Source organism: Parabacteroides sp. FAFU027, assembly GCF_022808675.1.
Lineage (GTDB): Bacteria > Bacteroidota > Bacteroidia > Bacteroidales > UBA7332 > CAXXIC01.
Genome location: NZ_JAKZKV010000010.1, coordinates 95,088 through 109,454, shown reverse-complemented (window position 1 = coordinate 109,454; position 14,367 = coordinate 95,088). Strand labels below are relative to the sequence as shown.

Genomic DNA, 14,367 nt, shown 5'->3' with positions numbered 1-14,367 from the left:
TTCAAATTTTTAGAGATTTGTTAGCTGACAGATGTGAAATCTTTTATATTTGCAATATTAAAGTCTGGATTATGAAGAAACAACATTTTCTCTTTCTTCTTTTTACTGTTTGTCTACCATTTACCCAAGCACAAGTAAGTGATTCAAACAATTTCCCAAAGCTTACCACAAGTAAATCGTCAGATAACTGGTTCATCGGGGCTGGGATTGGAGCTGGGATCAGTAACCACTCCCTTGAAAAAGGATTCGGTAGCTCGGGTAACTCTTCTATAAAACTTGCCCCCCCGGTAATAAATATCTTTGGAGGAAAATGGCTGACACCAGGAGTGGGTCTGCGACTAGAAACCGGAATATGGGATATCAATACATGGATTCCTCACACCACTATTTCTGGAAGTATTATTCCTCCCGGAATAATATCGGTAAACACGACTACCACAAAAATCAAACAGGATATTCTTGGATTTGACTTACACGGAGAAGCACTTTTTAATTTGAATAATCTCATAGCCGGATACAATCCTGAAAGAAAAAATTCATTCTCGATTTATCTAGGACCTGGATTTACAGCCATGAAGATCAAAGATTCATCTGAAGTGTATAAAAACCTCATCGTTAATTCGGGATTGATTTTCGAGCATAAATTCAACAGTTCACTCGCATTCTTTGCAGATGTCAAAGAATCAATAATTCCGTTGTATTTCAAATTCAATTCCAGTTTCAATTCGTCAAATATCAAATATGAAGGCTTTGCATCGTTGACCCTCGGTGTAACTTATACATTTCCAGGAACATACCGAGGTTTCCGTACTGCATTTTTACAGGAAGAGAAGGATAAACTCAACAAAAAAATCAACGAACTAACCGATGACAAGAGCAAACTCAATGCTGAAAATGAAAAACTCGTAAAAGCCTATGATGAACTGAAATCAGACTATGAGAAAGCGGCTCAGAGCGCCACTGAGCTCAAGCAGTTGATCAAAAAATATGACTTACCGGAGCGTAGTAAAATTTTACTTTGTGACTTCGTAAGTTTTGACATAGACAAGAGCGTGTATCAACCCAATGAAGAAGATAATATCCGTAAAGCGGCTGATGAGTTTGCCAAAAGTAAAGACTGTGTTATTGAGATCTACGGGTATGCAGATCCAAGCACGGGAACCCGCTCTTACAACCTCAACTTAAGTAAACGAAGAGCCGAATATGTAGCAAACATATTGAAAACGAAATATAATATTCCGGCAAACAGAATTGTGATCAAACATTTTGGTGGCAATCAGGCTCCGATCGAAAATCGTGCTACGAATAAGATTGCCTTGTTCTTCTTATCTAAATCACCATCGACAGACACTCTGGCAGAGTCGACAACAGAGCCAAAGACTGAAGCTGCAACCAACAACCAGGAAACCGCCAAACCGAAAATTGAAGCAGAACAGCCTACTCAAGCAAATTCGACTGATACCATTGCAACAGAAGTCATGCAACCCGGTTCCAGACTGACGTTACTGGCATTAAAATATTATGACGATAAGATTTTCTGGGTCTATATCTACGAATATAATAAGAAGAAAATCCGAAATCCGAATACTGTTCCTGTAGGAACCGTGATTGATATTCCTTCTAAAGAGAAATACGGAATTGATTCCTCCAATCCCGAGTCAATCGCTAAAGCCAAAAGGCTATTCGGAAAAATAATGTATTAACCAAAAAGACCCGCTGTCAAATGATTCTGACAGCGGGTCTTTTTTATTATCGAAGAAAGGCTTCTGCCTTTTCTATCGCTTCCGGTTTTCCCACATCGAGCAAATAACAATCGTTCTGCAAATAAGCCTGTAATTTGGCTTTCTCGGCAATAGAAAGATAATAGTCAATAATAGAGAACTTTCCCTCCCATTTATCCATATCGTTCAATACTGAAGGCGAAAGAATATGAATTCCTCCAAAGGAATATTTCCGGTAATCAGCCGGATTAAAGCCCGCAATAGGTGATTTCACCTCGCCGGTGACACTGTTGGTCCAGCCTTTCATCATTCCGGCATCATCGAACAACAATGAGCGGTCAGCATCGACCTCTTTTACCAAAAGCGTTGCATCGGATTCTGAGTCAAGATGGTACTGATACATCCTTGCCAAATCCACATCGGAAAGAATATCGACATTATGTACCAGAAAAGGCTTTCCGTCATCGAAAAACCAGGAGGCTTTTTTGATGCCCCCACCGGTTTCAAGGAGCAAGTCCTGTTCGTCCGAAATCTCGACACGAATACCAAAACGGTCGTTTTCATCTAAAAAACGAATTACCTGATTGGCAAAATGATGAACATTGACAATGATTTCATCAAATCCAGCTGCTTTGAGCTTTTCAATAGAGATTTGGAGCAGCGGTTTACCATTGACCGGAATCAAGGCCTTTGGCATCGAGTGTGTAAAAGGCTTCATGCGGGTACCGAGTCCCGCGGCAAATATGAGGGCTTTCATAATTCAAAGTGACCTCCCCAAACCCCTCCGAAGGAGGGGAGAAAGACGCAATCGCAGTTTCTTCCTACCTTCCCTAGCGAGAATTGGAGTGAGATCGTTATGTTTAGTTTAGTTCTTTCAATAGGTTAGTCAGGTAAGGATATTCCTTGAAACCCTCCTCACCCAGCAGCGAATTAATATTGCGGATGGCTTTCGGAATCATGTCGATGAAATATTGCTTCTTCTCAATCAAGCCACGGAAGCCACCGGCACCCAACACCTGCAACAGGCGAAACAGGGCAAAGTGTCTCAATCGCTCACGGAAAGCAGCATCATCCACCGGACGATATTTGCGTAAAGAAGTCAGATAAGAATCAATCAGCAAATCAGTCATTTCAGCTGAATAGTGAGCCTCAACCTGCCAAATAAATGACGCCACATCGTAATAGACCTGTCCACGGCGACCGCCTTGAAAATCGATAAACCACGGTTTTCCGTCTTTAACAATCACATTGCGCGATTGGAAATCACGATACAGGAAAACATCGTTTTCTTCAGCTTCAAGCAGATCCGCCATGATTTCGAACTCATCTTCCAGGGCATTTTCACTAAATGCGACACCGTAAGGGCGCAGGAAACAATATTTGAAATAATTCAAATCCCAGAAGATGCAACGACGGTCAAACTCCGCCCGGGGAAAACAAACTGAATAATCGAGTCCTTCGGCTCCTTTCACCTGAACATCTGCAAGAGCAGCCATTGTTTTGCAGAGAATATCTTTTTCATTTGCCGAATAATGATTTGTATCACGACCTTTAGCGACGTAATCAAACAAGGCAAGGTCACCTAAATCTTGCTGAATGTAGTGCATCTGGTCTTCCGACACAGCATACAATTGAGGTATAGGCAGCCCTTTCCCATTGAAATGCTGAGCCAGATAAATAAAGGCTTCGTTTTCTGCACTCGATTCGCCACGGGTACCAATGCAAGAATTGTGCTCTCCAATCAGACGAATATAGAAGCGATTCGAACCAGAACCGGGTATTGCTTCAGTTGTTTTTAGTGGTTCGCCAAAGTAATCTTCAAATAGTTTTTTCAACGTCTCCATTCTGTTTTATTTTTTGCACACAGATGACTCAGATGCTTCGCAACACGGATTCTCACAGATTACCAGTGTCAATCGATTTAAATCAGTGTCATCTGTGTACTATTTCTTAAATCTTTTTCTTTCCAAAATCCTTATCCACTTTAACCACAGCCACCCCAATAAAGGTGAACACAGTACAAAACATTACCCAAAGGAAGAAATGAGGATAACCCAACCATTTCTGCACTTTTCCGGCGACCATAGTCGGCAGCATCATACCCAATGCCATAATTCCGGTACAAATGGCGTAATGCGCCGTTTTGTATTTACCTTCGGAAAAATACATCAGATAAACCATAAACGCGACAAATCCGAATCCGTATCCGAATTGCTCAATAGCCACACAAGTCGAAACCGCCCACAGACTGGTTGGATAAAACTGCGATAGATAGACATAGGTCAGATGCGGAACGTTGATCATCAATCCCATTGGCCACAACCAATATTTCAGTCCGTTTCGGGATATAAAAACACCGCCGAGAATCCCGCCTAAAAGCAGAAAAACAACAGATACGACTCCATACAGGAAGCCAACCTCTTCCGTACTCAGACCAAGTCCGCCTGCCGATCTCTGGTCCAGCATAAACAGCTTACTGATCACCGTGATCTGAGCTTCTCCGAAACGGTAAAACAAAATAAACAGCAGAGTTCCCCATACTTGTTTTTTCTGGAAAAAACTAACGAATGTTCCTCCGAACTCTCTCAGGATATGGCTTACCGAATTTGCCTCAAGAGAGTGATCGCCGTCCGGTCTTGGCAAGGAAAACTTATGCAAAGCCAGCAGCAGTATAAAAAGTGCGGTAAAAATACCATACACAATCATCCACGCCACTTTGAGATTTTGTGTCATTTGCTCAATGTATCCGGCCAACATCACCAACAATCCCTGTCCGGTGATCATCGCAATGCGGTAAGAGGTATTTCGAATGCCCATAAAAGCGGCCTGATTATGCGCCGGAAGCGCCAGCATATAAAAGCCATCACAGGCGATGTCATGTGTGGCCGAAGAAAAGGCCACCAAAAACAGGAAGGCAAAAGTCAATTGCACCCAATGTGTAGCATGTAAAGAGAAGGCAACTCCGGCCAATCCTACGCCAAGCACAAGCTGCATCAGAACAATCCACCAGCGCTTGGTTTTGAATATTTCCACAAAAGGACTCCACAAAGGTTTGATCACCCAGGGTAGATTGAGCCAACCGGTGTACATTGCGATTGTATCGTTGGCGAGTCCCAGACGTTTGTACATGATTCCGGCTACGACCATTACCGCCACATAAGGCAACCCTTCGGCAAAGTAGAGCGAAGGAATCCAACTCCACGGATTTTTAGATTTTTGTTCCATTTCTTGTTTTAATGGCACACAGATGACACAGATGCAGGCAACACAGATTTACACGGATTTTCTTATCTGTGAAAACCGATTTAAATCTGTGTCATCTGTGTGCTTTGTATTCAATATTTTTTTTCCAAAGTCACATCTCGGTAATAGTGCAATAAAATATCACGGTACGAATAACCCTTATCCCCCATCACGGCAGCTCCAATCTGGCAAAGGCCTACGCCATGCCCCCACCCTGCTCCGGTGAGGGTAAAAGTGGCTGGAATATTGTTTTCGCCCATCACTTTATCCACAACAAATGCGGAACTGTATAAGTGAGACTCAGAAAGTGATTTGCGAATGAGTAATTCTTTGCCGATTACTAATGTCTTTTTCATACCGACAATGCGTAGTTTTATTAATCGGCCTGAAACGCCCCGCTCCATCGGTTGCAAATCTATAATTTCTCCGAAATCAATACCCGTGCGACGACGAATCAAATCGGATATTTCTGCTTGGCTATAGGTCACTTTCCAACGGTAAAAATCAGCAGTCTCCTGGTCATAGTTATTTAGCACCTGGCTCAGTACATTTGCATCTTCAGTGTTACAGAAAGCTTCGGGAGAAGTTCGAATCCATTTCTCCGCCTCAGCTTCGATAGTCAGGTCGGGTGTTTCAGAGATGGAATTTTCGGCACGGTCAAACACCTTTTGCAGATAGGGATGTGAAGCCGGTTCCCAGCAATTATCAAATTTCTCAAGTACTCCGCCGCAACATTTCGAGAAACGTGCATCGCAAATATTTTCATCATACATCAAAAGTTCTCCACGTGTTGCCTCCACGGCCTCCACTACCTTTTCAGTCGAAGCACGGGTAATGCCCTGATAGCGTTGGCAATGGTCGTCGGCACAGACATCGTACAGCAGATGATCCTCGCGGTCCCACCACTTGATCCATTCGGTTTCTGTCTGCGTATCCGAAACATACGTGACTGATTTTGCCGCCAGATCATTCTTCTTAGCCAATTGCGACAGCAGCCAACTACGCGAAATGACGGCATGAGCCTTCAACAATTCAGGTGAACTGGTCGCACTCATTTCCGACGAAATCACGCTTTTCAGGTATTCTTCTACCGGAATCAGGTTGACCGCCGTAATTTTATGATTTTCCTGAATCAGTTTTAGTGAGCCAAGAAACGATTGCACTTCCTTCCGTTCCCAATGGAAACCGATACCAATCACCACCTCTTTTAGCGTAAAAGAAGCATCATCGGAAGCGGGCTGAAAAGCCACTTCATCGTAAAATTTACCATTGAAAATGATTTTGGCATCAATCAAATAGGCAGTATAATCACCGGGATGAAGCTCTTCAGCTCCATTCAGCAGGTATTTTCCCTGAAAAGAAAACGGAATCTCAAGGTCGGATACAATTCCGACGGAAAGTATGGGTTCTTGCATGGATTAATGTTATATCGGCAATGGGCAAAACGGATAGTAAATTCACATTTCCATAATCCATCTATTGCTTATACCTAATTTAGGATGCAAAGATAGCTAAACAAGGGGTGATTTTAAGATTAAAAACAGGAAGTTGAAGGAATAATGCGGCTCTAAATAATTGGAATGTAATTTTCAACCATCGAATGGCAGTCTGTAAATTCTGAGAGATAAACTTTGCGGTTAAAAACCATCTTATAAAATTATAGAGCCATTTTCTGTCGTTTGAAGGGCCTCTATAATTTTCCAGACTCAAAATATACCGTCAGAAAGTCGCCTATAAAATTACAGGAGCATTTCCAACGGAATTATTTAAGCCTATAAAATTATAGCGTTAAATTCAACGGTCAATTTTAACGCTATAATTTTATAGGACAAATTTCAATCGCCGAAATCCGGTCTATAATTTTATAGGATGATTTTCGACGGTCAAAAATCACTTTCTAAAGGATAAAAACCTGTTTCAACCCAGTCATTTCACTAAAATCATTTGCTGCTAATGATTTAGAAGCCAAATAATACTTCACAATCCGATTCATTTCCAAATTAAAACCATCAAATTTGATTTCCGAAAATAATCCTTACCTTTGCAACCGCTTTGGTTCCGAAGCCGCATTCGCGGTCGAGGATGAAAAGGGAATCAGGTGAGAATCCTGAACAGTCCCGCTGCTGTAAGCTTCACCAAACGTTTGGGCAAAACTTTCGCCACTGTCATGCGACGGGAAGGCCGCCCCAAACGGAAGTAAGTCAGAAGACCTGCCACGGCAACGTTAGTTCAAAAGCTTTCGAGGATAAAGCTGAGAAACATCTGCAAACTGATTTACCTCTTTTGCCCTTGTTGCAATCATTTATTCCGAAAGCTGTCATTGTGACTAGTCATTACTTGTTACCAAAACACAGCTATTTTGAATCAGAAACGCCCATATTACATTTCATGCCGCAACCTGACACTTGCGTTGTTTAGCGTCATCCCTTTTTCTGCCTTTTGTGCGACAGAAAAGGATTCCGTGAAGACTCAGGTTAAGTTGCAGGAGGTACTTGTAAATGGGCACAATTCGCAGGTTGTCAGAGCTGCCATGCCTGTGCAGGTATTTGCTAAGGAAGATATCAACCGACTCAATGCTGCTTCCGTTTCAGACGTGGCCAAGCATTTTGCCGGAGTGACCGTGAAAGATTACGGCGGCATCGGCGGATTGAAAACGGTTTCATTGCGGGGACTCGGGGCGCAACATACAGGGGTAAGCTACGACGGAATTATGCTGAGCGATATTCAATCAGGACAGATTGACCTGAGCCGCTTTTCACTGGATAACATCTCTGATATTTCTTTGAATAACGGTCAGCCCAACGATATTTTCCAGACTGCACGCATGTTTGCTTCAGCCGGAGTGCTTTGCCTCAATACGAAATTGCCGGAGTATGATGGTAAGAATCAACTGAAAGGAAATGCAACTGTAAAAACGGGGTCGTTCGGGTTATTTAATCCGTCATTGTTCATGAATCGGACATTTGGTAAGAAATGGGCGATGAATGTATCGGCTGATGGAATTTTAGCGGATGGGAAATACAAGTTTATCCAATATTACGGTTCCAGTTCCAATGTTGGCGAAATTCTTTCCCGTAAAAACAGTGATGTCAAAAGTATCAGAACAGAACTCAATACACGTTTTGCTCTACACTCCAACGAAAACATTTTACTAAAGCTCAATTATTACAATTCAGAAAGAGGATTGCCCGGCCCTGTTGTATTTTATAATTCATATAGTGCCAAAAGACTTTCCGAAAATAATTTCATCTCACAACTTCATTACGAAAACAGGGAATCGAATAAAATACAATACCAGGCATCGGCCAAATACAATCGTAACTTTAATTCCTTCCTGGATAAAGATTCAACGTATAAAGATCCGGGGGTACATGCAGGAGAACGGCATGAAAAATATACTCAGAACGAGATATATCTGACCTCAACTGTAAAATACATCTATAATGATAATTTAGCTTCAGCTCTTGCTGTTGACTGGTGGTATAATAACCTCTTCAAATATGCCAGCAATCCTTTTGCTAAGTTTAATTACCCAACCAGACATAACGGACAGGCTAACTTTTCGACTAAATACGTTACGGAATTCTGGAGTATTAACGGGAATCTTCTTTATACTTTAACCCGTGAGCAGGTTAAAACCGGCGTAGCGGCTAAAAATCAAAACAAATTAAGTCCTACTATCGGGCTTTCATACAAACCATTTAAAAGCAAAGAGTTCAGAATCAGATCATATTACAAGGAGGAGTTTAGAGTCCCTACATTTAATGACCTCTATTATCAGGACTTTGGAAATACATCTTTACGGCCGGAACAAACCCGACAGTACGATGCTGGAGTTACCTTCTCTTCAAACACATTGTTAAGGGAATCTGAGTTGTCCATCACATCAGACTTTTATTACAATAATATCACTGACAAAATCATTGCCATCCCCAAAGATCTGTTTCACTGGACAATGATCAATAAAGGAAAAGTTGATATCCTTGGCTGTGACGTAACGCTAGATTTCAGGAAAAAGGTTAGTCAGAAGCAAGTATACATCATCTTTAAGGGGAATTATACCTTTCAGGATATAAAAGATGTGACTCCACGGAGCTCAACGTATGGCAAACAGCTGATATACTCGCCCAAACATACCGGAGGTTGCTCGCTAGCGTTGTCCGGACCGGGATATGAAGCAGGTTATAATCTCTGTGTTGTAAGTAGTCGCCAAACTGACAACTATCCGTTTAACTCACTGAAAGGATATCAGGATCATTCCCTTTTTGCCCAAAAGAAATTCAACAAACTGAATATAAAATGTGAAGTAAATAATCTGTTAAACAAGCAATTTGAAGTAGTGCAATACTACCCAATGCCAAGACGAAATTACAGATTATTGCTCTCGTATTCTTTTTAAACTTCAAACACAAATCAAAAACAAGTTATGAAAAAACAAAAACTCTCATTGTTTTTATCGTTAATCGCTTTGAGCAGCATGGTTTTCACTTCATGTGAAAAGACAGACGATGCGGCATATACATTATCCAATGTTGAAAGCACTTCTACTATTAAGTCAATTTCTTCTATTTCGAATGGAGTCATGGTACTTAATAGTGGAAAGATGAATGGAAACAATGCTTCACTTACATTTTGCAATCTGACTACTAAAACCTCTTATAATGATTTCTTTAGTGGAATAAACGACCGGGGATTGGGTGATACCGGACAGGATATGATTCAGTATGGATCCAAAATTTATGTAGGTGTTTCAACATCGAGCCTTGTTGAAGTTCTAAATGCAACAACCGGAAAGTCAATCAAATCTATTTCTTTTGTCAATGACGCTAATGCGCCAAGGAAAGTAAGAAGTCTTGCTGCATATAACGGTAAAATTTATCTGTCACTTTATGACGGACATGTTGCACGCATTGACACAACATCTCTGAGTGTAGAGAAAATGATTGAAGTTGGATCAAGTCCCGAACAAATTATTGCAGCTAACAATAAGCTTTATGTGGTGAACTCGATGCCTGATAGTACTATATCAGTAATTGATCCGGTAACATTTACAGAAACTAAAAAAATCACTGTAGCATATAATCCAACGATGATTCAGGCTGACAGCTATGGCGATCTCTATGTCGTATCAATGGGAAATTACTATGATGTGCCAATTACATTACAAAGAGTAGCAACAATCACAGACAAAGTAACTACTATTTCCGGAGTAACCCCATTCAATATCAAACTGGATGGAGATAATCTATACATGTATTCCTACGAATACGACAGCAATTGGAGCATTGTAAATAAGAAGTACATGATTTACAACGTAAAAAGTGAATCGTTCAGTAACAGCAGTTTTATCAATACTGCAGACATAACAGGTGTTCCATATAGTTTGGATATCAATCCGACAACGAAAGAAATTTTCATTGGGGAAACAGATTATATCAATCCAGGTAAAATGTATTGCTTTGACGCAAACGGTAAACTGAAATACACATTCTCAACCGGAGTAAATCCGATGAAGACCCTGTTTATCAAGTAATAAATAAGATAAGTCCTTTTTCTGCCATAAACCAACCGGCAAACCCGAACCGATGCTGAAATAGCACCGGATTCGGGCAGCCGGTTAAGTTGTTTAAAGTCATGACACAGATGAAACTCCGCCCCCTCATGTTAGCCGGAACCGGCAGCGACGTTGGTAAAAGCGTGATAGCCGCAGCATTCTGCCGCATCTTCAAACAAGACGGATACACGCCCGCCCCCTTCAAAGCACAAAACATGGCGTTGAACTCCTTTGCCACGCCCGAAGGTCTCGAAATCGGTCGTGCCCAGGCAGTACAGGCTGAAGCGGCTGGCGTGCCTTGTCACACCGACATGAATCCGTTACTATTAAAGCCCGTAGCCGACAGTGTGGCGCAGGTAGTGCTGCACGGCAAAGCCATCGGCAACCAACAGGCGGTGGACTATTTCAAAGCCGACAACAAAGCCAGACTACGGGTAGAGGTCAACGCAGCCTTCGACCGTCTGACAACGAGGTTTCATCCCATCGTGATGGAAGGTGCGGGCAGTATCTCGGAGATTAACCTGCGCAACCTCGACCTGGTAAACATGCCAATGGCGATGCATGCCGGAGCATCTGTGATTCTGGTCGCAGATATTGACCGCGGCGGGGTGTTTGCATCGGTGTATGGCACCATCATGCTATTAACAGAGGAAGAACGCATGCATGTCAAAGGCATTCTGATCAATAAATTCCGCGGGGATATCCGCCTCTTTGAATCGGGAATCACGATGATTGAGGAACTTTGCGGCATACCTGTGGTGGGAGTTGTCCCTTACTACAAAGACATCTACATCGAAGAGGAAGATTCGGTGATGCTGCAAACCAAACAGCGGGAAGCGATGCACGGAAAGGTGAACGTCGCCGTGGTTTTGTTGCAACACCTCTCCAACTTTACCGACTTCAACGCACTGGAACGCGACCCGCGTGTGCATCTCTTTTATACAAACAATCCCAAAGAGCTTTCGAAAGCAGATATCATCATTCTGCCGGGCTCGAAAAGCACCATCCACGACCTCGCAGTACTGCGTAATGAAGGTCTGGCCAAAGCCATCGTGACCGAAGCGAAGAATGGCAAAACCATTCTCGGAATTTGTGGAGGTTACCAGATGATGGGCGAATCCATCGAAGACCCGCTCGGCGTAGAAAGCAACATGCGACGCATCCCGGGATTGGGGCTACTGCCTATTGCAACCACGATGGACGGCGATAAGATTACCCGTCAATCCAAATTCTATTTCGGAGAAAGCAAAGAGTTGTGCGAGGGTTATGAAATCCATAACGGTCGCTCAACGCTTACCGAACCGGATGCCGAAACCATTAACCGTTTCGAAAACGGAGAACCGGAAGGTTGCCGAAAAGGCAATTGCCAAGGGACTTATCTGCACGGTATTCTCGATAACCGCGAGTTTACCGATGCATTGATAGCGCCGTGGCTCTCGGAAAAAGAGCAGGAGACGGAATTTGACTATAAAGCTTTCAAGGAAAAGCAATACGACAAGCTGGCCGACCATGTGCGCAAGCATGTGAATATGGAGCTGGTGTATGAGATGATGAAATAGTTCTATTTTTAACGCTGACAGGTACAAGCACGCTGTCAGGTTGGATCAAATGTTAGTGATGTCATCCCGCACTTGATGCGGGATCTCTCAATCTGACAACATTTCAGGTTATACTTATCTGCAATTTGAGATCCCGTGTCAAGCACGGGATGACAATGCGAATTTTCGCTCACTCTTTAGCGATATAAAACACAGATATTTGCCTTGAACACTTAATTTTGAACCTTGATATATAAGGAGTCAATCAACAACACAATCGACACTATGATCTACGGACACGGAGACGACAATTACACATCAAATGAGGAGATAATCTCCAATTTCAGTTCCAACGTATGGTTTGGAGCAGATATGACAGAGCTGTACGAGCATCTGTCAAAGGCATTACCTACCACCGTCAGCTATCCTGAGCCTAATGCAGACTCGCTGGTGAAAGCGTTAAGCAAAAAACTCAACGTTGCGGCAAACCGGTTATTGGTGACCAACGGATCGACCGAAGCTTTTTATCTGATAGCACAGGCTTTCCGTTCGCATAATTCACTGATAGCCACACCTTCATTTTCGGAGTATGAAGATGCTTGCCGCATCCACTCGCACAGGCTTTATTTCACCTCCAGGCAAGACATTCAGGACGCATTGAGGCGATTCCAACCCGACTTGATGTGGCTATGTTTGCCTAATAATCCTGACGGGTACTTCTATTCGAAAAATAACATCTTAGACTGGGTAAATAAATATCCCAAAACCACCTTTGTCATTGATCAGGCTTATGCCAATTTCACATTGCAACGTACTCTTGCTCCTACAGCGGTCCATCAACACGATAATCTGATCCTTGTCCACTCATTGACTAAAAGCTATAAAATACCGGGGCTACGATTAGGTTATATGATCGGTTCTAAACGGCTCATTGATAAATTCACTTCTCTGAGAATGCCCTGGAGCGTCAATACCCTGGCTATCGAAGCTGGAAAGTTCATATTAGAACATGACGAAAAAAATATGCCAACAGCCCAATGGCTCGTTGATTCAAGAAACCTACAGAACCAGCTTTGTGAAATCGGGCAACTTGAAGTGCATGCTTCTATTACTCCGTTCTTTTTAGTCGGACTACGGCATGGGAAAGCCGCCGACCTGAAGAAATACCTCCTGGGTAAAGGCATACTGGTGCGTGACGCCACCAACTTCCGCGGTCTGGAGGGTGAATACATCCGTCTCTGCACCCAGACGCCCGAAGAAAACGAAACATTGATCCAATACATCAAAGCGTGGTACTCTCAACCGAACTGATTCTGCCCTTGCTGGCGGGAATTGTACTCGATGCCCTGATAGGCGACCCCGAGCACTGGCCACATCCGGTCATTGCTTTCGGGAAAGTGATCTCGTGGGGAGAAAAGTTTCTCAACAACGGCAAAAAACGATTTCTCAAAGGCGCAATCCTGACACTGCTTTGCGTGGGAAGCGTATTTGCCGGAAGTTATGCATTGTTACAGGGAATAGGGAACCTCAACCATACTGTTTATCTGATTGCAAACGCCATCATCGTCTTCTTCTGCCTCGCAGCACACACCTTAATCAAAGAGGTACGCAACGTCAACCGCGCATTGGCACAAAGTCTGGAGCAGGGACGCACACAGGTGGCACGGATAGTGGGGCGCAACACCTCAAACCTCAACGCCCACCAAATCCGGACCGCCGCCCTCGAAACATTGGCCGAAAACCTCAGCGATGGCGTGATTGCACCGCTGTTTTGGTTTGCGCTACTGGGAGCACCGGGCATGCTCGCCTACAAGATGGTGAACACGCTCGATTCGATGATTGGTTACAAGAACGAGCGATACCAGCTTTTCGGGAGATTCGCCGCTAAACTGGACGATGCCGCCAATTGGATTCCCGCAAGATTGACCGGCTGGATCATGTTGATGGTTTCGGGAAAATGGAAAGGATTTACCTTTGTGCAGAAATACGGGCGATGCCACAGCAGTCCCAATTCAGGCTACCCGGAAGCGGCGCTGGCAGCCATTCTCGATTGTCGTTTCGGCGGGCCGAATGTCTATTTCGGCAAAATCGTGGAGAAACCCTACATCGGCACCACGGCACGGGAACTGACCTACGATGATTTTGCCAAAGCGATTAAGGTAAATGTGTGGACGCAGGTTGCATTCGTGGGGATGGTGATGGCGGTGATGTTGTTGGCACACGGATAACGATGTAGAAACGTGATGCATCACTTCTTCCAGAATCAATTAAAAGTGACATATACGAATAAAGTGTAAGTGTAAAAAAGAAA

10 protein-coding genes and 1 riboswitch are annotated in these 14,367 nt (G+C 43.2%); of the genes, 6 read left to right on the top strand and 4 right to left on the bottom strand.

All coding sequences use genetic code 11. From position 1 onward, the window contains the following. Positions 1-71: 71 nt before the first annotated feature. Positions 72-1,703 carry an OmpA family protein gene (locus MLE17_RS14680; protein WP_243349469.1) on the top strand — a complete coding sequence of 544 codons (1,632 nt, stop codon included), beginning with the start codon at positions 72-74 and terminating at the stop codon, positions 1,701-1,703. 46 nt (positions 1,704-1,749) lie between these two features. Here the strand turns inward: MLE17_RS14680 and MLE17_RS14675 are convergent, their stop codons facing one another. The 4 genes from MLE17_RS14675 to MLE17_RS14660 all read right to left on the bottom strand — a co-directional run bounded on the left by MLE17_RS14675 (position 1,750) and on the right by MLE17_RS14660 (position 6,379). After that, positions 1,750-2,478, bottom strand: coding sequence for a nucleotidyltransferase family protein (locus MLE17_RS14675; protein ID WP_243349468.1), 729 nt, complete (start codon positions 2,476-2,478; stop codon positions 1,750-1,752). Between the two features lie 103 nt (positions 2,479-2,581). Further along, entirely contained in the window at positions 2,582-3,565 is a 984-nt protein-coding gene (locus MLE17_RS14670; protein WP_243349467.1) for an aminoglycoside phosphotransferase family protein, read from the bottom strand. Positions 3,566-3,671: 106 nt separating this feature from the next. Then, the gene (locus tag MLE17_RS14665; protein WP_243349466.1) at positions 3,672-4,946 is read right to left on the bottom strand and encodes an MFS transporter; all 1,275 of its coding nucleotides are present in this window, start codon (positions 4,944-4,946) and stop codon (positions 3,672-3,674) included. A 110-nt stretch (positions 4,947-5,056) separates the two neighbouring features. Further along, on the bottom strand, positions 5,057-6,379 hold the full coding sequence (locus MLE17_RS14660; protein ID WP_243349465.1) for a SpoIID/LytB domain-containing protein: 1,323 nt from the start codon (positions 6,377-6,379) through the stop codon (positions 5,057-5,059). A gap of 621 nt (positions 6,380-7,000) precedes the next feature. Beyond that, positions 7,001-7,197: riboswitch (cobalamin riboswitch) on the top strand. Positions 7,198-7,323: 126 nt separating this feature from the next. On the opposite strand from MLE17_RS14660, the gene MLE17_RS14655 reads away from it, so the two are divergent. From MLE17_RS14655 to cbiB, 5 genes are all read left to right on the top strand, one after another. Next, the gene (locus tag MLE17_RS14655) at positions 7,324-9,363 is read left to right on the top strand and encodes a TonB-dependent receptor plug domain-containing protein (RefSeq protein ID WP_243349464.1); all 2,040 of its coding nucleotides are present in this window, start codon (positions 7,324-7,326) and stop codon (positions 9,361-9,363) included. Positions 9,364-9,390: 27 nt separating this feature from the next. Continuing rightward, positions 9,391-10,497 (top strand): YncE family protein, encoded by a 1,107-nt coding sequence (locus tag MLE17_RS14650; protein ID WP_243349463.1) that lies wholly within the window; start codon positions 9,391-9,393, stop codon positions 10,495-10,497. Between the two features lie 101 nt (positions 10,498-10,598). Next, positions 10,599-12,077 (top strand): cobyric acid synthase, encoded by a 1,479-nt coding sequence (locus MLE17_RS14645; RefSeq protein ID WP_243349462.1) that lies wholly within the window; start codon positions 10,599-10,601, stop codon positions 12,075-12,077. A gap of 264 nt (positions 12,078-12,341) precedes the next feature. Next, positions 12,342-13,367, top strand: a complete 1,026-nt coding sequence (locus MLE17_RS14640) for an aminotransferase class I/II-fold pyridoxal phosphate-dependent enzyme (protein ID WP_243349461.1) — start codon at positions 12,342-12,344, stop codon at positions 13,365-13,367. Continuing rightward, the gene (cbiB, locus tag MLE17_RS14635; protein ID WP_243349460.1) at positions 13,346-14,284 is read left to right on the top strand and encodes an adenosylcobinamide-phosphate synthase CbiB; all 939 of its coding nucleotides are present in this window, start codon (positions 13,346-13,348) and stop codon (positions 14,282-14,284) included. Before MLE17_RS14640 ends, cbiB begins: the two co-directional genes overlap by 22 nt. Positions 14,285-14,367 lie beyond the last annotated feature (83 nt).